Source organism: Novilysobacter antarcticus (genome assembly GCF_019802285.1).
GTDB classification, from domain to species: Bacteria; Pseudomonadota; Gammaproteobacteria; order Xanthomonadales; family Xanthomonadaceae; genus Novilysobacter; species Novilysobacter antarcticus.
Genome location: NZ_JAIEUJ010000004.1, coordinates 103,641 through 123,805, shown reverse-complemented (window position 1 = coordinate 123,805; position 20,165 = coordinate 103,641). Strand labels below are relative to the sequence as shown.

Sequence of the window (20,165 nt, the reverse complement as noted above, 5' to 3'; positions counted from 1 at the left end):
CTCCTTTTCGGCGCCTGTACCGACCATAGGGCGGATGCAAGGCGCCGCGGTAGCTGGGGCGGACCCTAGTGCGCTGGAGCACCGTGGATCTTTTGCAGATACTCGGTGCTCCAGCGCTCGGCTGGCAGGTCCTTGGCAGCAGTCAGGCGATCAGACGCAGCTCCAACCGCGACGGCGCCTCGCCGGACCACTCCTTCAACAGCTCCGCCTCGCGCGCCTTGGCCTTTTCCAGATGCGCCTCCTTGACGTGGCCGTAGCCGCGGATGTGCTCGGGAATGGTGGCGATTTCGACGGCTAGGGCGACGTTGCCGCGGTCCAGCGTCGGCAGCAGGGCGTCGATGGTCTTGAAGTAGTCGACGATCAGCTGGCGCTCGGCGCGGCGCTCGGCGGTGTAGCCAAACACGTCCAGCCTGCCACCGCGGAGGGTGCGCAGCTTGGCCAGCCACTTGAACGCGGTGAACATCCACGGCCCGAACTCGCGCTTGATCAGCTGGCCGTTGTCGTCGCGCTTGGCAAACAGCGGCGGTGCGAGGTGGAACCTGATCTTGTAGTCGCCGTCGAACTGCTGCTCCACCTGGCGCAGGAATTCGCCGCTGGTGTACAGGCGTGCGACCTCGTACTCGTCCTTGTAGGCCATCAGCTTGAACGCGTAGCGGGCGACCGCCTCGGTCAAGTCGGTGCTGCCGCCGGCCTTGCCGGCCTCGGCGTCGCGCACACGGTTGACCAGACTGGCGTAATGGCGCGCATAGGCGGCGTCCTGGTACTCGGTCAGGAACTGCACCCGGCGGCCAATCAGTTCGTCCAGCGAGCGCGACAGGCGTGAGTCGTCCATCGGCAGGAACGCGACGCGGTCGCCGGGATGGTTCTGCGGCACGTGGCGCAGTTCGTCCTCGTTGCGCCCGCCCAGTGGCGCCGACGGGCTGGCGAATTCGCTGCCTTCCCAGTCGCCGGCACCCAGCATCGGCAGGTCGCGTGGGGTGGCTTCCGCCGCGGTCGGCTGGTTGCGCACCAGTCCGGCCGCATCGGCCACCGCGTTGGGATCGATCACCGCCAGCCGGCCCCAGGCGAATGCGGTCTTGTTCATTTCGATCGCCGCGCCGTTGAGCTCGACCGCGCGCATGATCGCGTCTAGCGAGATCGGCACCAGGCCGCGCTGCCAGGCATAGCCGAGCAGGAACAGGTTGCTGCCGATCGCGTTGCCGAGCAGGGCGGTGGCGATCTGGGTCGCGTCGACCACGAACGGCTTCTCGCCGCCAAGCGCCGTCTGCACCGCGCTGATGATGTCGGCCGCCGGGAACTGGATGTCCGGACGGGTGGTGAAGCTGCCCGGCATCGCCTCGTAGCTGTTGAGCACCACCTGGCTGCGGCCGCCGCGGATCTTCGACAGCGCCCAGTAGTCGTTGACAACCACCATGTCGCAGCCCAGCACCAGATCGGCCTCACCGGCGGCGATGCGCACCGCGTGGATCTCGGCCGGGCTGTTGGCGATGCGGATGTGGGTGGTGACCGCGCCGCCCTTCTGCGCCAGTCCGGTCTGGTCGAGCACGCTGGAGCCCTTGCCCTCCAGATGCCCGGCCATGCCCAGCAACGCGCCGATGGTCACCACGCCGGTACCGCCAACGCCGGTGATCAGGATGTTCCATGGCCGCTCCAGCGTCGGCAGTACCGGCATCGGCAGATTGGCCAGCCGGTCGCGTGCGTTGCTGGCGGACTTTTTGCGCAACCCGCCGCCTTCGATGGTGACAAAGCTGGGGCAGAAGCCGCTGACGCAGCTGTAGTCCTTGTTGCAGTTGGACTGGTCGATCTCGCGCTTGCGGCCGAACTCGGTTTCCTTCGGCAGCACCGACACGCAGAACGACTTCTTGCCGCAGTCGCCGCAGCCCTCGCAGACCAGCGAGTTGACCATGACGCGTTTGGCCGGATCGACCACCTTGCCGCGCTTGCGGCGACGTCGCAGCTCGGTCGCGCAGGTCTGGTCGTAGATCAGCACCGAGGTGCCCTTGACCTCGCGCAGGCGCTTCTGCACCGCGTCCAGTTCGGCGCGGTCGAAGAACTCGACGTCGCTCGGGAACAGGTCGCGGCGGCGCCATTTGCCGATCTCATCGGACACCACCACGATCGCGTGCACGCCTTCGCTGCGGACCTGATGGGCGATCTGCGGCACGCTCAACTGGCCGTCCACCGGCTGGCCGCCGGTCATTGCGACCGCATCGTTGTAGAGGATCTTGTAGGTGATGTTGACCCCGGCCGCGACCGCCTGTCGGATCGCCAGCGTGCCGGAGTGGAAGTAGGTGCCGTCGCCGAGGTTCTGGAACACGTGCTCGGTGTCGGTGAACGCGGCCTGCCCGGCCCAGGTGACGCCCTCGCCGCCCATGTGGGTGTAGGTGTCGGTGCTGCGGTTCATCCAGGTCACCATGTAATGGCAACCGATCCCGCCCAGCGCGCGCGAGCCTTCCGGCACGGCGGTCGAGATGTTGTGCGGGCAGCCGGAGCAGTAATGCGGCACGCGCGGGAACTGCGCCCGCGGCAGCGCCAACTCGGCTTCCTTCTCGGCCATCCAGCGCATCACCTCGCGCATGCGCTCGTTGTCGTGGAACTTCTGGATCCGCCGCCCGATCACCCCGGCGATCGTGGCCGGGGTCAGCTCGCCGGTGCTGGGCAGGATCCAGTTGCCCTGCTCGTCGTACTTGCCGACGATCGAGGGACGCGCGCCGCCGCCCCAGTTGTACATCGCCTCCTTCATCTGGCTCTCGATGAAGGCGTGCTTCTCCTCCACCACCACGATGTCGGCCAGACCCTCGGCGAAACGCTTCAGGCCGACCGGCTCCAGCGGCCAGGTCATGCCGACCTTGTACACGCGGATGCCCAGGTCCTCGCAGGCGCGCTCGTCCAGGCCGAGGTATTCCAGCGCGGTCAACACGTCCAGGTAGGACTTGCCGGTGGTGATGATGCCCAGGCGCGGGTTCGGCGAGTCGATCACGATGCGGTCGATCGCGTTGGCCCGCGCGAAGGCCTGCGCGGCCTTCACGGCATACCGGTGCAGGCGCATTTCCTGGTCCAGCGGCGGATCCGGCCAGCGGATGTTGAGGCCGCCGACCGGCATCTCGAAGTCGTCCGGAGTGACGATCTGCAGCGCCAGCGGATTGACGTCGACCGAAGCGGAGGACTCCACCGTCTCGGCGATCGTCTTGAAGCCGACCCAGCGCCCGGTGTAGCGCGACATCGCCCAGCCAATCGCGCCCATGTCGAGGATGTCCTGCACCCCGGCCGGATTCAGGATCGGCATCATCGCGCTGGTGAACTCGCCCTCCGACCCGTGGGGAAGCGTCGAGCTGCGGCAGGCGTGGTCGTCGGCGGCCAGCGCCAGCACACCGCCCAGCGGACTGGTACCGGCGGCATTGGCGTGTTTGAGCACGTCGCCGCTGCGGTCCACGCCGGGGCCCTTGGCGTACCACATGCCGAACACACCATCGACCTTCGCGCCTTCAAACAGGTTGGTCTGCTGGGTGCCCCAGACCATGGTCGCGCCGAGGTCCTCGTTGAGTCCGGGAATGAACTTCACCCCGGCCTTGGTCAGGTGCTGCTTGGCCCGCCACAGCTCCAGATCGAATCCGCCCAACGGCGAGCCGCGGTAGCCGGAGATGAAGCCGGCGGTGTTCAGTCCGGCGGCCTGATCGCGCAGGCGCTGCATCAGCGGCAACCGCACCAGTGCCTGCACGCCGGACAGATAGATCCGACCGGATTCGCGGCTGTACTTGTGGTCCAGGCCGTAATCGGGGTCGGCGAGGCCGACGGTGTCGGCCGAGGCGGGCGAGGAGAGCTGGGCGGTACTGGTCATGCGGGGCTCCGACGCGGCGGCGGCCGCGAGGTGGCTGCGGGGATCTGAAGTCGGCTCGGGAAACGCTGCTGCACCCGCCGGGTCTGAGGGTGAATGACCGGTGCGCGACGTGGGCGCAGCCGCGGGAGTCTAACAGCCAACGGCTTTGTCCAGCGGGCCGCGCGCGCTACCATGAGGGCGCAATCCAGGGGGGAATGTGCATGTTGAATTTGAAGCGGCCGCTCAGTGGCCGGGTTTTGGGTGCCGCGCTGGCAGCCTGTCTGCTGGTCACCGGTGGGGCAGCGGCGCAAAGCCGGCTGGTGCCGGCGTCGGAGTTCTATTTCGCCGAGGAGGCGCGCACGACGCGTCCGGTGATCGCCATCCGGGGCGAAGGCGAGGCGGTGGCCGAAGCGCTGCTCAAGGTGATCGCGCGTAAGCCGCGTGCCCAAGCCGAGACCGCCCAGCTTGCCCATGTCGCCATGAGCGGCGGGCGGCCCGAGCTGGGCGTGGAGCTTTACGAGCGCGTGCTGCGTGATCTGAGCACGACCGAAGTCCTGTATCGCCCGGTGCTGTGGAACTACGGCTGGGACCTGCTCCGCAACGGCGACCCGGAAGCCGCGCTGGAGCGCTGGGACACGCTGGTCAAGGCGCGCAACGTCACCGCCGACTGGATGCCGACCACGTTTGCCCTGGCGTTGTGGCAACTCGACCGCAAGGACGAGGCGGTGGAGTGGTATGCGGCTGCCGTGCGTACGCACCCGGACCGCTGGAGCTACCCCGATCGGTACGAAGAGCTGTTGCCCGATTGGTTGCCCGCCGAGCGCGAGACACTCGTGAAGGTCCAACAAGCGTGGCAGGCTGATCCGCCACAATGGCGCTGATCCGCGCCTGACCACTCTACCACTCGAACGGGAGCAACGGAATGCTGAGTAGACGACTGCGTGAAGGAACCCTCGCCACGGTCCTGCTCGTTGCCGTGTCGTTGGTGGGGTCCGTTCACGCGGCGGGACAGGCTCCCGGCCTCGACCGTGCGGTGCTGGACGATCCCGCCACGCAGGCGGCGATGGAGGCGTGGAGCCGCGACTATGAGTCCGCGATGGCGGCGCATGCGCAGTCGCTGGCGCAGCGCGGCGATGTCCGCAGCCTGCTGGGCGCGATGATGATCATGCCCGCCCAGGACGGCACATCCGATAACGCGCCCGGCGTGCTGGGACCGCAGGCGCGCGGCTGGTTCGCACGTGCCCGCCAGCTCGGGCCGACCGACCCGCTGGTCGCCTGGGTGGAGGTTACCGATTGCCATGTTCTCGGCTGCGATCGTGACGCTGCGATTGCACGCCTGCTGCAGCTGGACGGCAACAACGCCGCGAGCCACCTGTGGGCGAACGGCATTGCGTTGGAGTCGGGTGATCTGCGCGCCGCTCGCGAGTACCTGCATTCGGCCGCTGTCGCGCCCCGCTACGAACCCCACGCCGGCCAATTGCTGGCCCTGTTGCTCGACGCGCGCGCGGGAGCGGCGGTGCCCACCATGGATCCGCGCGTGTCCGCCGGCATGCAGGCCGCAACCGGCACCCGCGCGCCGGCGGATTTCATGGCCACGCAGGCACTGGGTCAATGGGCCGCCATCGCGCTGGCGCCGATGCAGGGCGTCAGCCACTTGTGCGGACCGGGTTCCACTCAACTCGCGCGCGATCCGGGCCTGCGCAGCGACTGCATCGCGCTGCTCTCCCGGCTCGCCGCGGACGACACCAACCTGCCGTATGCACAGATGGCGACCCGACTGCTGGTCGGACTGGATCCCGGGCTGACCAACCAGTGGGCGCCGCGCATGCGCCAGCTCGCGTGGTGGCAGGAGCAGTCACTGCCATTGCTCGCCGATGTCAGCGGCACGCCAGGAGCCAACGAGTACGCGCGCTGGGTCGCCAGCGATGGCGAGTTGGGTGCGATGGCGAAGTTGCTGGCCCGCGCGGGTATCGCGGCGGCACCGCCGGCGGATTGGCAGCTGCCGCCACCGCCGCGTTGACCGCACAAGCCGCCCCGCCTTGGCGGTGAAGCGCGCTCCCGGTGTTGTACGCTGCAGCCTGACGCGCAGCGCAGACTGCAAACCCCGGAGACGCGATGAAAACGGTGCTGGTGGCCACATCCAAGGGTGGTGCAGGGAAGACCACGATCGCCACCCATTTGGCCGCGAACGCCGCGCTGCAGGGTCATCGCACGGCGCTGGTCGACGCGGACCCGCAACGCTCGTCCCACGGCTGGGCGCAACGTCGGGCCGCGCTGGACAGCGCGGTGCTGCCGGTGGATGGCACCAATCGCTGGAAGTGGCAGCGCGGCGTGCCTGCGGACACCGAGCGGGTGATCATCGACGCCCCGGCAGGGGCCATGGCCGACGAGCTGGAGAGCTTCCTCGACGTCGCCGACGCCGTGGTGGTGCCGATCCAGCCATCGCTGCTGGACATCGAGGCCAGTGTGCCCTTCCTGGACTCGCTGGCGCGGCATCGCCGCGTGCGCAGCGGCGAGCTGAAGGTGGGTCTGGTAGCCAACCGGTTGCGGCCCTGGACCAGCACCTCGCGCGAAACCCTCGCGATGCTCGACAAGTGGCCTTATCCGGTCGTCGCCCAACTGCGCGACAGTCAGGCCTACGTGGTGCTGGCCGGCCTCGGCAAAAGTCTGTTTGACTACCATTCCGCGAATGTCCGCGATCACCAGTCCGATTGGCAGCCATTGCTGAAATGGCTGGCCAAATGAGGAGACTCCGCCATGCGTGAACTGATCCTGCTGCGCCATGCCCACGCCGAACATGCCACTGCCGGCCAGGCGGATATCGACCGGCCATTGTCCGCTCAGGGACTGGCCGAGGCCGAAGCCGCCGGCCGCTGGCTGGAGGAGCGCAAGATGGCGCCCGACCGCGTGCTCTGCTCGCCGGCGCGGCGCACGCGGGAGACTCTGGAAGCGGTGTTGGGCGTCATCGGCTACGTCGAGCAGCGCATCCAGGAGGAGATCTACGACGCCGAGCCGGGCGCGCTGATCGCCTTGGCCGACAACAGTCCGGGGGTCGAACGGTTGATGCTGGTCGGTCACAACCCGGGCCTGGAGTTGCTGGCGGCGCTGTTGTACAGCGGCCGCACCGGTGACTACCGCGGGATGCCACCGGGCAGCGTCGCGGTGCTTTCGATCCCCGACGGCGCCCGCCTTGAGCCGGGTGTAGCCCGGCTCGACGCGTTCTGGTGGCCGTGACGCCAGCACGATTCCGCGACAAATGGTGCTTGCTGCTGTTGCTGACGCTGCCCCTGGCCGCGCCAGCGCAGCACGCTGCACCCGTGGTGTCTGTTCAGGCCGCCGCCGACCAGGCATTCCGCGCGTTTGCCGACCGATCCAGGCAGTCGGGCGTGCGCGTCTATGCCTTCGACGCCGCGCATACGCGGTTCGGATTCGAACTGCGCACCCGTTGGGGCCAGCGCGTGCAGGGCCAGTTTCCGGTGTATGACGGTACGGTCCTGTTCCTGCCCGACGGTCGCCGCCAGGTGCGGATCCGCTTGGCCGCCGGCTCGATCGATGTCGCCGGATCGGAGCGCTACGCCGCGATGGCCCGTTCCGACGCGTTCTTCGACGCCGAGCACCATCCCGATATCGAATTCGTGTCCGAGCCGCACGACGATGTGCTGACCCGTCGGGGCGGACTGCTGCAGGGCTACCTGCGCATGCACGGGGTGAGCCGCCCGGAAACCTTCGTGGTTGCGCCGGCGCGCTGTGATCGCGCGGGCGAGGACTGCGACGCGTTTGCCAGTGGCAGCGTCGCGCGCAGTGATTACGGCATTGCCGGCATGCGCCTGGTATTGTCCGACCGGGTGAGATTCACCATGCAGGTGCGGCTGCGGGATCCGGCGCCATGAGTCGGGCGCTGGCCGCGTGGCCGCTGCTCGGCGATGGGTTTTCCGGTGTGATGCTGCGGTTTTGCACCGCTGCGTTGGTCCTGCTGTTGGCCGCCTGCGCCACGCTCAGTCCGCAGCAGGCCGACCGCGCGTATGCCATTGCCGGCGCGGCCCGGTCCGACGCCTCCAGCTGCGATGCGCGCGATGCCTGCGCCCAGCCATCGCCACTGCACCAGCTGGCCGACAAGGCCTTGCGGGAGTCGACGCCGCAACAGCCGCGTCATTACACGGTGATCCTCGACCGTGGCACCGACGCGCTGCTCGCCCGGATCAACCTGATCCGCAGCGCCACCACCAGCATCGACCTGCAGACCTACATCTATGAGGACGACGATGCCGGCCGGCTGGTGCTCGAGGAGCTCCTCGCGGCGGCGCGGCGCGGCGTGCGCATACGCGTTCTGATGGACCAGCTGTCCGCTATCCAGAGCGTGGAGTCGCTCGCGGCCTTGGCCGGTGCGCACCGCAATTTCCACATCAAGCTCTACAACCCGGTGATGGGACGGGCGCGGGTCACCTACCCGCAATACGCGATCGCGGCGGCGTGCTGTTGGCGGCAACTCAACCAGCGCATGCACACCAAGCTGCTGCTGATCGACGATGCCGTGGCGATCACCGGCGGCAGGAATTATCAGGACGATTATTTCGACTGGAGCGACCAGTACAACTTCCGCGACCGCGACCTGCTGGTGGCGGGCCCGGTCGCACGGATCATGGCGGTGGACTTCCGCCGCTTCTGGGACGACCGCCGCGCCGTGCCACCGTCGCGTCTGGTCGACGTCGGCCGCCTGCTGCTGGAACGCGGTGTGCCACCGCTGGAGCCCGGTCAGTACCGCCTCCCCGAGCGTGCCGCATCGATGCGGCAGGATGCCGGCGATGCGCTGCTGGTGTTCGAGCGCCTGGCCAGCGAAGCACTGCAGGTGGGCAAGGTCGAATACGTGTCGGACGGCCCGGGCAAGCACGAGGCCGATACCCCGTCGGAATTTGCGGCTGCGTCGCAGTCTCTGGGGGAGTTGATCGCTTCCGCCGACCGGGAAGTGGTCCTGCAGACGCCCTACCTGGTGCTTTCGCGCCCGGCACAGACGTTGTTCGAGCGCTTGCACCAGCGTCCGGATGCACCGCGCGTGGTGGTGTCGACCAACTCGCTGGCCGCAACCGATGCCTTCATCGCCTACGCGCTCTCCTACAAGTACAAGCGCCGCTACCTGCGCGATTTCGGCTTCAACATCTACGAATACAAACCCTTTCCGGAGGATGCGCCGATCGACCTGGAGGCCACCGGCGCGTTCCTGCCCGAGTTCGTCGATGCTCCCCTGCCGCCGGGTCCGAGTGTGGCCCGGGACCGTCGCAGCGTGCTGCGCTCCGCCCGCTACCGCAAACCGCTGGCGACCGAATACGGCGCCATCCGCCACCTGCGCCGGCAGTCCAACGAGCCGGTACCTCTGCGACGGGCCGGGGTGCGGGTGGGCATGCACGCCAAGTCGCTGGTCATCGATCGCCGGATCGGCGTGGTGGGCACCCACAACTTCGATCCGCGCGGGGACAACTACAACACCGAAAGCGCGGTGGTCGTCCACGATGCCGCGTTTGCGCGCGAGCTGGCGGCGAGCATCCGCCGTGACATCAGCCCGGCCAATTCCTGGGTGATCGCGCCACGCGACAGGCCGCCGGTGCTGTCGGGACTGGAGTACTCGATCGGCAAGATCTCCGAGTGGTTGCCGGTGTTCGATCTGTGGCCGATGCGCTACGCGACCAGCTACGAGTTCGTGCCCGGTGACTCCTGCCCGCGTCCCATACCCCCTGACGATCCGGACTTCCGCCAGTGCTATCGCCCGGTAGGGGACTTTCCCGAGGTCAATCTCGCCCTGAAGGGGTTGCCGACCCGGTTGTTCACCGCCTTCGGCGCGGGGCTGGCACCGATCCTCTGACCCGCATCGGCGGGCGTGTGCCCGCGCACCGAACCCTGCTGACGCCTGAACGAATTCATGGCCATGACTTATGGCCTATAGCATGATTGCTGTGGTGTTATACATTACCAGCACACCAATTCACTACAGCAGGAGATCGTCATGTCCATCCAGCAATCCGCCCAATCCTCCTCAGCCGCCGATTCGCGCCGTGACTGCGCGAAGCCACAGGCACGTACGGCCGCTCACGCGGTGAGCGTCATGTCGGCGGAGTACCACGAACACCCCGAGCGTGAACCCGGCATTGGTTACGGCCGCAGCAGCGGCTACGTCAGCCGCCACGGCTACCAGGGCGCTGGACGCTACTCGAAGAGCGCCAGCCCTTCCCTGTTCAGGTTTCACTGATCCCCCTATTCATAATTCACTGAATCTGCTACAATGGGTCTCGTAACCCACTGTAATCATTTAAAAAAGGAGTCAGAAGTGAATCGTCATCTCAGTTCCGTCCAAACCGCTCCGATCGTGAGCGTGCCGGTCGGGCAGACCACCCCGGTTGCTACCGTCCGGCCGCTGGCCCAGGCCAACGAGGCGCAGGCCACCGCACCGGTCCGCAACGACCTCTACCGCGGCAGCTACGTCGGCAAGAGCTATCTGCGCCGATCGCGCCGCAGTACTGCCGGCAGCCAGTCGATGTTCCGCATCAGCTGAGCCGTGCCAGGCCAATACGCGTAACCCGTAATACCCGTAATACCCGTAATACCCGTAATACCCGTAATACCCGTAATACCCGCAATACCTGCAATACCGCTCAGGGCGCAGTCACCCGGGCACCGGTCAGCCACGCCCGGGACTGCGCATTGATGGAAGCCCGGTCCGGGCTCCGCTATCTTGGGGCGATGAGCACGCCTCCCGATTCCCAGGCCACTTCCCAGGCCGATACTCCCGCTGCCGCAGCGTCTGTGCCGCGTCGGCTGTTCCGCCGCAGCACCTCCCTGGACCATCTCAACTCCCTGTCGCGCGACACCGCGATCCAGGCGTTGGGCATCGTCTTCACGGAAATCGGCGACAGCCATCTGCAGGCAACAATGCCGGTGGATGGGCGCACGGTGCAGCCCTATGGCCTCCTCCACGGCGGATCCTCCGTGCTGCTGGCAGAAACGCTGGGCAGCAGTGCCGGCAACCTGTGCGTCGATGAAGACAGCATGTGCGTCGGTCTGGAGATCAACGCCAACCACCTGCGCGCCGTTCGTGACGGGACGGTCACCGGCACCGCCACCGCGCTGCACGTGGGTGGGCGCACCCAGGTCTGGGAAATCCGGATCGAAGACGCCCGCGGCCGTCTGGCCTGTATCTCGCGCCTCACCCTGGCGGTCGTGCCACGGCCGCAGATGTAGTCGTTCCCCGGCCGGAGTCGTCGACCTGCGCCTGCCGCGCGCCCGGTCCACCCTGTATCGTTCGCGGTCATGAATGCGCCGCAATCCCCTGTCGCCAGCCCTGCGCAAACCTCGCCACTGGCACGCACGTTCCGCTACCTCTATCGGGTGCCGATGCTGTTGTGGCATCTGCTGATCGACCTGCCGGTGGTTTTGGTACTGATCAGTCCGCTGTTTGGCGGAATCCGGGTCGGCGATGAGCGCCTGGACCATCGCATGATCCGGCTTTGGTCGGCGGGACTGATGCGGGTATTCGGGTTCCGCCTGCGCCGTATCGGTACCCCGTTGCCCGGCGGCACCATGTTTGTCGCCAACCACGTCAGCTGGATCGACATCGCCGCGTTGCACAGCCAGCAGATGATGGGCATGGTCGCCAAGCGCGAGATCCGTGGCTGGCCGGTGGTGGGCTGGCTGGCCAGTCGGGCGCAAACCATCTTCCACGCCCGCGGCAGCACCGAATCGATGGGCGGCGTGTTGCAGGAAATGCTGGCGCGCCTGCGCGATGGCCGGTCCGTCGGCGTGTTCCCCGAAGGCGGCACCCGCGGCGGCGGTGAAGTGGGCCCGTTCCATGCCCGAATCTTCCTCGCCGCGGTGGAAGCCGGCGCGCAGATTCAACCGGTGGCGCTGCGCTATGGCGAGAAGGGCAGTGCGCAGCGGATCGTGGCCTTCGGGCCGCGGGAGCGCTTCGTCGGCAACTTCCTGCGCCTGCTTGGCGAGCCGCCGCGGGTCGCGGAAATCCATTTCCTCGAACCGATCCTGCCCGCGCAGGTGGAGGGCCGCCGTCGCATCGCCGATACGGCGCGCGCCCGTATTCTCGAGGCGATGAACAGCTGAGGGTCCCAGGGTGCTGACCGCCGCCGATTTCCGTCCGCCGCGCTGGCTTCGCAACGCACATCTGCAGACCGTGCTGGGATCCAGCGGCATGCGCCAGTGGATGGGTGAACAGCAGCTGGCCGCCACCGGCGCGATCACCACCGCGCATCTGCTGGACGGCGGCAATGGCGTGCGCCTGCAGGGCCTGCACAGCGCGATGCCCGGAGTGGAGGCGCGCGGGCTGGCGCTGCTGCTGCACGGCTGGGAAGGCAGCGCCGATTCGGGTTACATGCGCCTGACCGCCGCATCGCTGCTGGAGAAGGGCTTTGAGGTGCTCCGCCTCAATTTCCGCGACCACGGCGGCACCCACCACCTCAACTCCGGGCTGTTCCACTCCAACCGGATCGACGAGGTCGTCAATGCCACCACCGACATCGCCCGGCGGTTTCCGCTCCGGCCGCTGACCGTGGGCGGGTACTCGCTGGGAGGCAACTTCGCCCTTCGCCTGGCCCTGCGCGCGCCCGCCGCCGGGCTGGCGATCGCGCAGGTGGCAGTCATCTGCCCGCTGCTGGACCCGGCGCGGACGATGGACGCGATGGAGGCGGGATTCCCGGCCTACATGCGTCATTTCGAGGGCAAGTGGAGGAGATCGCTGCAGCGCAAGCGCGAGCTGTTTCCGCAGGAATACGACTTCGACGACCGCGTGCTCGGCCTGCGCATGCGGCCGCTGACGCGCTGGATGGTCGAGCGCAGCACCGAATACGACTCCCTTGAAAGCTATTTCGAAGGCTACTCGCTGGCCGGCGACCGCCTCGCCCGCCTTGAGGTGCCGGCCAGCATCCTCATGGCCGCCGACGATCCGGTGATCCCGGTCGAGGACCTCGCCAGCACCCGGCTGTCGGCCTGCGTGGACCTGCAGATATCGCCTTGGGGAGGCCATTGCGGGTTCGTCGAAAACGGGCGATTGCAGGGCTTCGGCGAGCAGTGGCTCGCGCAGCGGCTCGCCGCGCCCGGTTGAGCCAGCCGGGCAGGGGGCCCGATCGCCTGCCGCCCCGCGGGCGTGCCCCTCGCGGCGTCGATACAATGGCCGATTGACCGAACCACGAGCAGCACTCCATGTACGAACCGATCATCGACGCCCTGCGTCGCGGCGCCGCCGACGAAGCCCTCACTGCTGCGCGCGGCGCGGTTGCGGAGCACGCCGACGACCCGGCCGCTCATCGTTGGCTCGCCTACGCGCGGCGCCTGGCGGATGATCGCGAGGGGGCCTTGGAGGCCATCGACGCGGCGATTCGCCTGGCGCCGGAAAACGCGGACCTGCACCTGGACCGGGCGGGGCTTCTGCTGCAGGAGCGCAAGCTCGATGAGGCCCAGGCGGCGCTGGCGCGCAGCACCGGCCTGGACCCCAACCAGTTCCCCGCATACGTGGTCCAGGCGCAACTGGCGCTGGGCCGCGGTGATCTGGACGAAGCCCAACGGCTGACCCGCACCGCCGCGCGCATCGTCGACCAGCACCCGCAGATTGCGGCACTGGAAGGCAACCTGGCGATGCGCCGGGGCGACGCCGACCAGGCGCTGGCCGGGCTGTCCGCGGCCGCCAAGCGCTGGCCGGACGAGCCCACGCTGCGCCATGCGCTGGGCTTTGCCTATCTGGCCAAGGGCCACCTGGCGTTTGCCGAACAGGCGTTCCGCGGCTTGCTGGACGCCACCCCTGATTCGCTGCCACTGCGTGCACTGATCGCAGACCTGCTGCGGCGACAGGGGCGCCCCGGTGATGCCGCCGATGAGATTGCGCCATTGTTGACCGGCGATGGGGTCGCTCCGGCGCTGCGCCGCATGGTCGCCGAGCTCGAGCTGGAAGCCGGCCGCGACGAGTCGGCCCGCGATCGCCTGCGCGAGCTGGTCAAGGCCAACCCCGAGGACCGGCGCAGCATCGTCGCGCTGGCGGAGGCCTGGCGCCGGCTGGGTGCCGCCGACGAGGCACGCGAGACCCTGGATGCGTTGTTGGAGGCCGCGCCGGGCAACATCGACCTGTGGCGCGCGCGCTTGCTGTTCGAGGAGTTTGCCTCCGCCGAAGCGCTGGCTGTCGTCAACCGCTGGCAGCAGCTCGACCCTGACAGTGTGTCCGCGCTGGAAGCCCGCATCACCCTGCACGACGTGGCCGGCGAGACGGAGCAGGGCGACGCACTGGCCGCGCGCATCATCGAGCTGGAGCCCGGCCACGCCAAGGCCCAGACCCGGATCTTCGAGCGGCTGCTGCAAAGCGATCCCGACGCCGCCATCACCCATGTCGAAGGGCTGCTTGCGCGCGCGCCGGACGAGACCGCGCGCCGCAACCTGCGCCAGCTGCTGGGCCGCTGTTTCGACGCGGCCGGTCAGCCTGCCGCCGCGGTCGCCACCTGGGCCGAGCTGCACAGCGAAGTTGCAACCCAGCGCCTGCCGCTGCTGGAGCCGAGCATCGCCCGCGATTGGCCTGCCGACGACAGCGAGGAGGTCAGCCGCCACAGCGGCCTCTTGCTGTGGGGCGCGCCGGGCTCCTTGATCGAGCGCGTCGCCGGTACCCTGCACGCGGCCGGTGCTCCGCTGTTCGCCGACCGATTCGGCCCGACGCCGCCCAACGACCTTTTCCAGCGCTTCGCCACGGTCAACTCCCTGGCCAGCGGTGCCGCCGACCCCGCGGCGCTGATTGCCGAGTGGCGCGCCGCGTTGCCCTCACGCGGGATCAAGCCCGATCAGATCTGCGACTGGCTGCTGTGGTGGGACAACACGTTGGTGCCGACGTTGCGCGAGCACGTGCCCGAGGCGATGTTGCTGGTGGCGCTGCGTGATCCGCGCGACATGCTGCTGGACTGGATCGCCCACGGGGCACCGGCGCCGTTCGCGCTGGAGTCGCCGGAGGTCGGCGCGCGCTGGCTGGCCAAGGTGCTGGACCAGGTCGCCGAGCTGCACGAGCACCACCTGATCGCGCATCGCCTGCTGCGCATGGACGGCGTGGAGAACGACATGGCCGCCCTGGCCCAGATGTTGGCCAACGCCCTTGACGTCAGCCTGCCGGCGGTCGCGCCGGGGCGTTTCGGTCCCGACCGGATGGCCGCCGGGCGCTGGCGCGAATTTGTCGAGCCACTGGGCGACGCGTTCGCCCTGCTGACACCGGTGGCGGTGCGCCTGGGTTACCCGCAGGACTGATCCGGCCGGCGCCGGCGACCATCTGGCAGACTGTTCCGGTAGCCACACGGAGTCCACGCATGCGTATCCACAGCGACAGCTTCCAGCATCACCAGCCCTTGCCGGCGGAGTTCGCCGCCGGCCAGCCAACCGCCGACGGGTTCGGTTTCGCACCCAACCGCAACCCGCACCTGGCCTGGGATGAGGTCCCGGACGGTACGCGCTCCTTCGTGCTTATCTGCGTCGACCCCGACGTGCCCACGGTGGCCGAGATGGTCGGCAAGGAAGGCGTCTCCATCCCGGTCGACCAGCCGCGTACCGATTTCATCCATTGGGTGATGGTCGATATCCCCGCCACGGTGACCGAAATCGCTGCCGGGGCCTGCAGCGATGGCGTGGTCCCGCACGGCAAGCAGAACCCGCCGGGTCCGGAAGGCGCTCGCCAGGGACTGAACGACTACACCGGCTGGTTTGCCGATGATCCGGCCATGGCCGGCGACTGGCACGGCTACGACGGTCCATTCCCGCCGCCCAACGACCTGCGCATGCACCGTTACTTCTTCCGCGTGTTCGCGCTGGATATCGCGCGCCTGCAGCTGCCGGACCGCTTCACCGCCGCCGATGCACTGACGGCGATGCATGGTCACGTGCTGGCCGAGGCGGATACCTACGCGACCTACAGCCTGCACCCGGACCTGTAACCGCGCCGGAGCCTCTGCCGACCGGCCGCTGCAGTTAGCGGCCGGATGACTCAGCCGCCCGCCGGCAGCCAGAGCAGCAGAACGGCGCCCAAGGCGATGCGGTAGAACGCGAACGGCGCGTAGCTATGTTGCTTGATGTAGCCCATCAACCAGCGCACCGCGATGAATCCGGTGGCGCTGGCGGCGGCGAACGCCAGCGCCAGCTCACCCCAGGCTTCGCCGCCGGCCGCGCCGCCGCTGCCCTTGAGGAAGTACTCCAGTACCGCGTAGCCGCTGGCCGCGAACATGGTCGGGATGCCGACCAGGAACACGAACTCGGTCGCCGCCGAACGCTGCCCGGTGCCTGCCAGCATCGCCATGAAAATCGCCGCACCCGAGCGTGAGGTTCCTGGGAATATCCCCGCCAGCACCTGCGCCAGGCCGACCAGGATCGCCACCGTCCAGGTGACTCGCGGAGAGGGCGGACGCCCGGCGGCGATGCGCTCGGCAAAGAGGATCCAGATCCCCCCCAGGATCAGGGCGATGGCCACCGGCGACACCGTTTCCGGCAGCTCCCAGCCCATCAGCCGCACGGGCAGGCCGACCAGCGCGGTGACCAGGAAGGCGGCGCCGATCTTCGCCAGGTACAGCCGGTTCTCGCGCTCGCGCAGTCCGGTTGCCAGCGACCACAGGCGCTCGCGAAAGACCAGCGTGATCGCCAGGATCGCACCGGCCTGGATGACGATGTTGAACAGGTCCGAGCGCGCGCCCAGCCAGTGCTGGGCGATCAGCAGATGGCCCGTGCTGGACACCGGGAGGAACTCGGTCAGGCCTTCGAGGATGCCGAGCAGCAGCGCGGCGAGGGTATCGGACATGGGAACACCGGTAGCGGAGCGGATGCACGGCTGGTGGCGCGCACGAGGTGGCAGAGGATAACGGCAAGCGCCGACGCCCGCCCCGGGTCGCGTGCAAAAAAATGACATCCGGCGATCGGGGATCGAATAAAATCCGCGCCTTGCTACTGTAGTCCTCCCCCATCACCAGGAACCCTGCATGTCCATCGAGAACGTCGAGAAACTGGTCCAGCAGCACAAGATCGAGTTCGTCGACCTGCGCTTCACCGACATGCGCGGCGTGCAGCACCACGTCACGTTTCCCGAATCGATCGTGGACGAAGCGCTGTTCGAGGACGGCCGGATGTTCGACGGCTCCTCCATCGGCGGCTGGAAGGGCGTCCACGATTCGGACATGGTGCTGCTGCCGGACCCGTCGACCGCGTTCGTCGACCCGTTCACTGCCGATCCCACCCTGGTGCTGACCTGCGACATCCTCGACCCGGCGACGATGCAGGCCTACAACCGGGATCCGCGCGGCATCGCCAAGCGCGCCGAGGCTTTCCTGAAGTCCAGCGGCATCGCCGATCAGGCGTTCTTCGGCCCGGAGCCGGAGTTCTTCATCTTCGACAGCGTCCGCTACGCCAACGAGATGGGACACACGTTTTTCCATGTCGACTCCGAGGAAGCCGCCTGGAACTCCGGCAAGGAGTACCCCGGCGGCAACAGCGGCTACCGCCCCGGCGTGAAAGGCGGCTACTTCCCGGTGGCGCCGCTGGATTCGCTGCACGACATCCGCGCGCAGATGTGCAAGACGCTGGGGGCGGTCGGCATTGAGGTCGAAGTGCACCATCGCGAGGTCGCCACCGCCGGCCAGTCGGAGATCGGCACCCGCTTCAACTCGCTGACCCGCAAGGCCGACGAGCTGCAGACGATGAAGTACGTCATCAAGAATGTCGCCCACCGCCACGGCAAGACGGCGACGTTCATGCCCAAGCCGCTGGTCGGTGACAACGGCAGCGGCATGCACGTGCACCAGAGCCTGACCAAGGCCGGCGTCAACCTGTTCAGCGGCGACGGCTATGGCGGCCTGAGTCAGGTCGCGTTGTGGTACATCGGCGGCATCTTCAAGCACGCGCGTGCGATCAACGCCTTTGCCAACTCCACCACCAACTCCTACAAGCGGCTGGTGCCCGGTTTCGAGGCGCCGATAATGCTGGCCTATTCGGCCTCCAACCGCTCCGCCAGCTGCCGCATTCCGTACGTGGCCAACCCCAAGGCGCGCCGGGTCGAGATGCGCTTTCCGGATCCGATGAACTCGGGCTACCTGATCTTCTCGGCGCTGATGATGGCCGGACTGGATGGCATCAAGCACCAGATCGACCCGGGCCCGCCGAGCGACAAGGATCTCTACGACCTGCCGCCGGAGGAGGAAAAGAACATTCCCACCGTCTGCCACAGCCTGGATCAGGCGCTGGAAGCGCTGGACGGCGACCGCGACTTCCTCAAGGCCGGCGGGGTGTTCAGCGATGACTTCATCGACGCCTACATCCGGCTGAAGATGAAGGAGGTCACCGCGTTCCGCGCCGCGACCCATCCGCTGGAATACCAGATGTACTACGCGATCTGACCCGGTCATGCGTCGGCCGGGATTTCCGGCCGACGCTGCTGCGATGGATCAAGTCCGCCGGCGCAACTCCGCCGGGAGTGGGCGCCGTAGGGACCGTCAGCCAGCGCGTTTGGTGACCGTCATCGTGCCGGGCAGAGCGACGCCGCTGCGGTCGCCCCTATCGCCGTCGGCCGCCTGGGAAATGCTGAACAGTCGCTCTGCGCTCTGGTAGTCCGAGCCGCCCAGGTTGCGGGCCAGTGCGATCGCGAAATCCCAGGTCTTGATCGTGTTGCCGTCGTAGTCCTTGATCAGAGATCTGAGCTGGAAGTCAGTGCCACCGGAGGCTTCCAGGGCCTTGTCCGCATGACCCAGTAACTGGGCCATTTCCGCTTCGGTGTAGCTCACGGTTACGGTGTCCCCGCCCTTCACCGGACCGGACGTTGCGTGCTTGACGTCGCCGCTCTGGGCGACATTGAGGAAGGTCGCAACACTGTCGTCGGCGTTGTAGGTAAAGCTGTAACGCCGGTCGGCCATCACCTCGGAGCCGTCGGCCTTGAAGCTCTGGGTGATCGACAGGGGCACATTGTCGCCGTACTGCAGGTCCCAGGTCGCCGACGCCGAGCCGTCGGCACGGGTGGTCAGCACGCTGTTGCCGGTGTTCCTGGCGCCGTCCAGCGACGCCTTCAGCGAGCCGAGTTCGATCTTGAGCTGAGTCTGCGAGGAGTAGTCGATCTTCTCGATGGTGGCGACCTCGGACACGCCGTTGCCGTTGTCCGCCGGCATCCTGCCGGTGGCGATGTAGTCATTGAACGCGGCGCGGCCGTCAGCACTGGACAGGTTGAACTCCGCGGTCTTCAGCGTGGCGGTGTCGAGCTTGTCGTTGCGGCCGAGCATCGCGCTGGCTACCGAGAAATCCACGCCGACGCCGTTGTAGGCTTCTATCGCTTCAGTCGGGCCGCCGGTGACGCGGACCTGATCGGTGCCAGTCTTTTCCACCAGCAGGCTGGCGCCTTCAAAATTGGTGATCTTCGATTCGGTGGCGATATGGCGGAAAGCGGCCTTGAACTCGGTGCCGCTGTACTGCGAACCGTCGAGCTTGATCACCGTGCCGGTGGGCATGGAATCGGGGTCAAACGGGTTGACCGTTTTCAGGTCGGTCTTGGCCGCGATCTGCTCGGGCATCGACACCTCGAAGGAACCCTTGATGCCCTCGGTCCTGCCGACCTCCAGTCCGGCCTGCTTGGACTCCACACCGGCGTTGAGCGTCACCGAGAGATCCGCCGAACTGCGGTACGTGGTCACGCCGTTGTCGGTCTTTTTGCCGGAGGTCACCGTGGTCTGGGCGTCGATTCCGAACGACACGCCGTAACCCTTGGCATTCTTCAACCCCTGACTGAAGCCGCCTCCGCCGCTGATGCTGACCGTGCCCTTCTCGCTGTCAAAGCCGATGCTGCCGTTGGCGGAGGTGCCGGTGGTGCTGGAGGTACCGTTGCTGCCGGCGGTGGTGGTCTTGTCGCTCCTGCTGCCGCTGAGCGTGGCACCGCTGTCGGTCAGCTTGACCCCCGTTTTGCTGGTCGAGACCGTGCCGTTGACGGCGTCGCCGGTGCGGGTGGTGGTTTCCGGTTTGGCCTCCAGCGTGCCGCTGCCCGCCGTGTTTTTGGCCGGCGCTGCCTCTGGCAGGTTGATCCGGTCGCCCGGATACAACACGTCGGGATTGAGGACCTGCGGGTTGGCGGCCAGCAGCTTCTGCGCGCTGATGCCCTCGGCCTTGGCGATGGTGGCGATCGAGTCGCCATGCTTGACCACGTGCTGCCGCGGCGGCGGAGGTGGCGGTAAGAAGCGCTCGCGGACGCCGTCAATGCGGGGGATGCTCATGGTCAACTCCGTCAGTTTCCTGAGTCGAACATAGAGCGTGCCGTTCGCGCCGACAGCTGGGGTTGGCCCTAGAGGACGTTGATTTGACCGTGGACGGTTCAGCCAAC

Annotated in this window: 17 protein-coding genes; 14 read left to right on the top strand and 3 right to left on the bottom strand. The window is 67.7% G+C overall.

The window, feature by feature from the left end; genetic code table 11:
- Positions 1–142: 142 nt before the first annotated feature.
- Positions 143–3,838 carry an indolepyruvate ferredoxin oxidoreductase family protein gene (locus tag KZ491_RS11830; RefSeq protein ID WP_222566057.1) on the bottom strand — a complete coding sequence of 1,232 codons (3,696 nt, stop codon included), beginning with the start codon at positions 3,836–3,838 and terminating at the stop codon, positions 143–145.
- A 200-nt stretch (positions 3,839–4,038) separates the two neighbouring features.
- On the opposite strand from KZ491_RS11830, the gene KZ491_RS11825 reads away from it, so the two are divergent.
- From KZ491_RS11825 to KZ491_RS11765, 13 genes are all read left to right on the top strand, one after another.
- On the top strand, positions 4,039–4,698 hold the full coding sequence (locus KZ491_RS11825) for a tetratricopeptide repeat protein (protein ID WP_246606814.1): 660 nt from the start codon (positions 4,039–4,041) through the stop codon (positions 4,696–4,698).
- Between the two features lie 41 nt (positions 4,699–4,739).
- Positions 4,740–5,837, top strand: a complete 1,098-nt coding sequence (locus KZ491_RS11820; protein ID WP_222566056.1) for a hypothetical protein — start codon at positions 4,740–4,742, stop codon at positions 5,835–5,837.
- 95 nt (positions 5,838–5,932) lie between these two features.
- Entirely contained in the window at positions 5,933–6,562 is a 630-nt protein-coding gene (locus tag KZ491_RS11815) for a ParA family protein (RefSeq protein ID WP_222566055.1), read from the top strand.
- A gap of 12 nt (positions 6,563–6,574) precedes the next feature.
- The gene (locus tag KZ491_RS11810; RefSeq protein WP_222566054.1) at positions 6,575–7,051 is read left to right on the top strand and encodes a SixA phosphatase family protein; all 477 of its coding nucleotides are present in this window, start codon (positions 6,575–6,577) and stop codon (positions 7,049–7,051) included.
- A complete protein-coding gene (locus tag KZ491_RS11805; RefSeq protein WP_222566053.1) occupies positions 7,048–7,707 on the top strand; it encodes a YceI family protein in 660 nt (219 codons plus the stop codon). The genes KZ491_RS11810 and KZ491_RS11805 overlap by 4 nt, the downstream gene beginning before the upstream one ends.
- Positions 7,704–9,671: a phospholipase D family protein gene (locus KZ491_RS11800; protein ID WP_222566052.1), complete on the top strand. Its 1,968-nt coding sequence runs from the start codon at positions 7,704–7,706 to the stop codon at positions 9,669–9,671. The genes KZ491_RS11805 and KZ491_RS11800 overlap by 4 nt, the downstream gene beginning before the upstream one ends.
- A 141-nt stretch (positions 9,672–9,812) precedes the next feature.
- Entirely contained in the window at positions 9,813–10,055 is a 243-nt protein-coding gene (locus tag KZ491_RS11795; protein WP_222566051.1) for a hypothetical protein, read from the top strand.
- Between the two features lie 78 nt (positions 10,056–10,133).
- Complete coding sequence (locus tag KZ491_RS11790) at positions 10,134–10,358, top strand: hypothetical protein (RefSeq protein WP_222566050.1); 225 nt, start codon at positions 10,134–10,136, stop codon at positions 10,356–10,358.
- A 263-nt stretch (positions 10,359–10,621) separates the two neighbouring features.
- Complete coding sequence (locus KZ491_RS11785; RefSeq protein ID WP_425493158.1) at positions 10,622–11,044, top strand: hotdog fold thioesterase; 423 nt, start codon at positions 10,622–10,624, stop codon at positions 11,042–11,044.
- A 69-nt stretch (positions 11,045–11,113) separates the two neighbouring features.
- Positions 11,114–11,917 (top strand): lysophospholipid acyltransferase family protein, encoded by an 804-nt coding sequence (locus tag KZ491_RS11780; protein ID WP_222566049.1) that lies wholly within the window; start codon positions 11,114–11,116, stop codon positions 11,915–11,917.
- A gap of 13 nt (positions 11,918–11,930) precedes the next feature.
- The gene (locus KZ491_RS11775; protein WP_222566222.1) at positions 11,931–12,914 is read left to right on the top strand and encodes a YheT family hydrolase; all 984 of its coding nucleotides are present in this window, start codon (positions 11,931–11,933) and stop codon (positions 12,912–12,914) included.
- Between the two features lie 98 nt (positions 12,915–13,012).
- Positions 13,013–15,082 (top strand): tetratricopeptide repeat protein, encoded by a 2,070-nt coding sequence (locus KZ491_RS11770; RefSeq protein WP_222566048.1) that lies wholly within the window; start codon positions 13,013–13,015, stop codon positions 15,080–15,082.
- 59 nt (positions 15,083–15,141) lie between these two features.
- The gene (locus KZ491_RS11765) at positions 15,142–15,762 is read left to right on the top strand and encodes a YbhB/YbcL family Raf kinase inhibitor-like protein (protein ID WP_222566047.1); all 621 of its coding nucleotides are present in this window, start codon (positions 15,142–15,144) and stop codon (positions 15,760–15,762) included.
- A 50-nt stretch (positions 15,763–15,812) separates the two neighbouring features.
- On the opposite strand, the gene KZ491_RS11760 is transcribed toward KZ491_RS11765, so the two are convergent.
- Positions 15,813–16,616, bottom strand: a complete 804-nt coding sequence (locus tag KZ491_RS11760) for an undecaprenyl-diphosphate phosphatase (protein WP_222566046.1) — start codon at positions 16,614–16,616, stop codon at positions 15,813–15,815.
- A gap of 178 nt (positions 16,617–16,794) precedes the next feature.
- On the opposite strand from KZ491_RS11760, the gene glnA reads away from it, so the two are divergent.
- Positions 16,795–18,204, top strand: coding sequence for a type I glutamate--ammonia ligase (gene glnA, locus KZ491_RS11755; protein WP_222566045.1), 1,410 nt, complete (start codon positions 16,795–16,797; stop codon positions 18,202–18,204).
- Between the two features lie 96 nt (positions 18,205–18,300).
- Here the strand turns inward: glnA and KZ491_RS11750 are convergent, their stop codons facing one another.
- Positions 18,301–20,058 (bottom strand): LysM peptidoglycan-binding domain-containing protein, encoded by a 1,758-nt coding sequence (locus tag KZ491_RS11750; protein ID WP_222566044.1) that lies wholly within the window; start codon positions 20,056–20,058, stop codon positions 18,301–18,303.
- Positions 20,059–20,165: the final 107 nt, after the last annotated feature.

Bases quoted from the DNA above. Each gene is read 5' to 3' on its own strand.
- KZ491_RS11815 (WP_222566055.1), top strand. From the start codon at position 5,933: ATGAAAACGGTGCTGGTGGCCACATCCAAGGGTGGTGCAGGGAAGACC.
- KZ491_RS11825 (WP_246606814.1), top strand. From the start codon at position 4,039: ATGTTGAATTTGAAGCGGCCGCTCAGTGGCCGGGTTTTGGGTGCCGCG.
- KZ491_RS11770 (WP_222566048.1), top strand. From the start codon at position 13,013: ATGTACGAACCGATCATCGACGCCCTGCGTCGCGGCGCCGCCGACGAA.
- KZ491_RS11760 (WP_222566046.1), bottom strand. From the start codon at position 16,616: ATGTCCGATACCCTCGCCGCGCTGCTGCTCGGCATCCTCGAAGGCCTG.
- KZ491_RS11750 (WP_222566044.1), bottom strand. From the start codon at position 20,058: ATGAGCATCCCCCGCATTGACGGCGTCCGCGAGCGCTTCTTACCGCCA.
- KZ491_RS11810 (WP_222566054.1), top strand. From the start codon at position 6,575: ATGCGTGAACTGATCCTGCTGCGCCATGCCCACGCCGAACATGCCACT.
- KZ491_RS11800 (WP_222566052.1), top strand. From the start codon at position 7,704: ATGAGTCGGGCGCTGGCCGCGTGGCCGCTGCTCGGCGATGGGTTTTCC.
- KZ491_RS11820 (WP_222566056.1), top strand. From the start codon at position 4,740: ATGCTGAGTAGACGACTGCGTGAAGGAACCCTCGCCACGGTCCTGCTC.
- KZ491_RS11780 (WP_222566049.1), top strand. From the start codon at position 11,114: ATGAATGCGCCGCAATCCCCTGTCGCCAGCCCTGCGCAAACCTCGCCA.
- KZ491_RS11830 (WP_222566057.1), bottom strand. From the start codon at position 3,838: ATGACCAGTACCGCCCAGCTCTCCTCGCCCGCCTCGGCCGACACCGTC.
- KZ491_RS11795 (WP_222566051.1), top strand. From the start codon at position 9,813: ATGTCCATCCAGCAATCCGCCCAATCCTCCTCAGCCGCCGATTCGCGC.
- glnA (WP_222566045.1), top strand. From the start codon at position 16,795: ATGTCCATCGAGAACGTCGAGAAACTGGTCCAGCAGCACAAGATCGAG.
- KZ491_RS11765 (WP_222566047.1), top strand. From the start codon at position 15,142: ATGCGTATCCACAGCGACAGCTTCCAGCATCACCAGCCCTTGCCGGCG.